Raw genomic sequence first — 2,516 nt, 5'->3', positions numbered from 1 at the left:
TCCTGTCATTTTAATGATGTAATTTGCCGATGAGATCCAGATTCCGTCACGTCGCGCTGTTTGGCAAATACCACGCCAGCACCCAGGGGGGGGCTTTGGAGAGTTCACGCCTGGTTCTGGACGATGTGGCCCAGTTTTTGACTCGACAAGGCTGCGAGGTCGTGCTGGACCAAGAAACCGCGTTGCACACAGGCCTGGCCCATTACCCCACCTTGGACATGGGCAGCATCGGCAACGCATGTGATTTGGGCCTGGTGATCGGCGGCGACGGCACCATGCTGGGCATTGGCCGCCAAATGGCCCGTTACGCCTTGCCGCTGATTGGCATCAACCAGGGCCGACTGGGCTTTATTACCGACATTCCCATTCAAAGTTACCAGGATGTTCTTTTGCCCATGCTGCAAGGCAATTACCAGACCGAAGACCGCAGCTTGCTACAGGGACATGTCATGCGCGACCAGCGCAACGTGTTCAGCGCCCTGGCCATGAACGATGTGGTCGTCAACCGAGGTGGGACCTCGGGCATGGTCGAGTTGCGGGTAGAAGTCGATGGCCGATTTGTGGCCACCCAACGTGCTGACGGACTGATCATTGCCACCCCCACAGGCTCTACCGCTTATGCCCTTTCGGTGGGCGGCCCGCTGATGCACCCCTCGATTGGTGGCTGGGTCATGGCGCCAATCGCACCGCACACGCTGTCAAACCGCCCGATCGTGCTGCCCGAGTCTTCCGAAATCAGCATCGAGATTGTGGCGGGACGCTATGTCAGCGCCAATTTCGACATGCAATCGGTGGCTGACCTGGCACTGGGAGACCGGATCGTGGTGCAACGCTCAGAACACCAGGTGCGATTTTTGCATCCCGCTGGCTGGAATTACTTTGACACTTTGCGCAAAAAAATGCACTGGAATGAGGGCGTTTAAGCTGTGGCACTGACGCACATCACCCTGCGCGACTTTGTCATCGTGCACGAACTGGAACTGGATTTGAGCAGCGGTTTCAGTGTGCTGACTGGTGAAACTGGCGCCGGCAAGTCCATCCTGATCGACGCCCTGCAACTGGCCCTGGGCGCCCGCGCTGACTCAGGGGTTGTGCGAGAAGGCGCAAGCCGCTGTGAAGTTTGTGCGGGGTTCGAGCCCACGCCCGCCATCCAGGCCTGGCTGGAGGAAGCCGGGTTTGAAACCAACGCCGAATTGCTTTTGCGCCGGACCTTGGACACTTCGGGCAAAAGCCGCGCCTGGATCAATGGCAGCCCCGCGACGGCCACGCAGCTGCGCGCACTGGGTGAACAACTGCTGGACATTCATGGCCAACACGCCTGGCAAAGTCTGACCCGGCCTGAAGCCGTGCGCGGGCTGCTCGATGCCTATGCAGGCATCGACATCCGGCCACTCAAGGCCGCCTGGCAAACCTGGCGTCAAGCACAGCAAACACTTGCCAACGCGCAACAAGCGCAAAGCACCCTGACCAGCGAACGTGAGCGCTTGGCCTGGCAAATTGGCGAGCTTGAAAAACTCAATCCACTTGCCCATGAGTGGCAAGACCTGAGCACACAACACAGTCGCCTGGCCAACGCACAAGCTTTGATCGATGGCGCCAACGAGACCAGCGCCCTGCTGGAAAGCGAAGATTTAGCAGGCGCCTTGAGCCAGTTGTCCAAGGCCATCCAAACACTGCAGTCACTGGGCCACTTTGAGCCCGAATTCAATGCCTTGGCCGATGTGCTGACATCGGCCCAAGCCCAAGCCGAAGATGTAGCCCACAGCCTGCACAGTTATTTGCGCAAAACCGATCTGGATCCAGCTCACCTGGCCCAGCTCGACGAGCGCATGGGCTTGTGGCTGTCTCTGGCCCGACGCTACAAAAAAACACCCGACGAATTGCCGCAGGCCCTTCAAGCCTGGCGAAAAGACTTGGCTCAGCTCGATGCAGCTGCCGACCTCAATAGCCTGCAAAAGGCGGCACAAGCTGCACAAACCGCCTGCGTACAAGCTGCCAAATCCGTTTCAAGCCAGCGCCAACAGGCTGCCAAACCATTGGCCCAAGCCGTAAGCAGCGCCATGCAGCAACTGGGCATGCAAGGCGGTCGTTTTGAAGTACAGCTGCAAGCCCTTGAATCCCCTGCCCAGCATGGCCTTGAAGAAATCAGCTTTCTGGTCGCCGGTCACGAAGGCAGCACCCCACGGCCCGTGGGAAAAGTCGCCTCAGGCGGCGAGTTGTCACGCATTGCGTTGGCCATTGCCGTGACCACCAGCGAACTCGGCGAAGCCTGCACCCTGATTTTTGACGAAGTGGACTCTGGCGTCGGTGGCGCTGTCGCCGAAACCGTGGGCCGCCTGATGAAGCAACTGGGCCAGCACCGCCAAGTGCTGGCAGTCACCCACTTGCCACAAGTGGCAGCCTGTGCCGACCATCACCTGCTGGTCAGCAAAGCCGCTGCCCATGGTCAAGTCAACAGCCAAGTGCGTGCCGTTGCAGGCGAAGAACGCGTCAGCGAAATCGCACGCATGTTGGGT

2 protein-coding genes are annotated in these 2,516 nt (G+C 59.4%); both read left to right on the top strand.

Translation table 11 applies throughout. The annotated features are described in order from the left end of the window. Positions 1-29 precede the first annotated feature (29 nt). Complete coding sequence (locus tag ACIQ3A_RS15055; RefSeq protein ID WP_396432535.1) at positions 30-923, top strand: NAD kinase; 894 nt, start codon at positions 30-32, stop codon at positions 921-923. 3 nt (positions 924-926) lie between these two features. Beyond that, positions 927-2,516 (top strand): DNA repair protein RecN (gene recN, locus ACIQ3A_RS15050; protein WP_396432534.1); only part of this gene is annotated, 1,590 nt, incomplete at its 3' end.

The organism is Limnohabitans sp., assembly GCF_044361985.1.
Lineage (GTDB): Bacteria > Pseudomonadota > Gammaproteobacteria > Burkholderiales > Burkholderiaceae_C > Limnohabitans_A.
This window is presented reverse-complemented; position numbering and strand designations above follow the sequence as displayed.

Bases quoted from the DNA above. Each gene is read 5' to 3' on its own strand.
- ACIQ3A_RS15055 (WP_396432535.1), top strand. From the start codon at position 30: ATGAGATCCAGATTCCGTCACGTCGCGCTGTTTGGCAAATACCACGCC.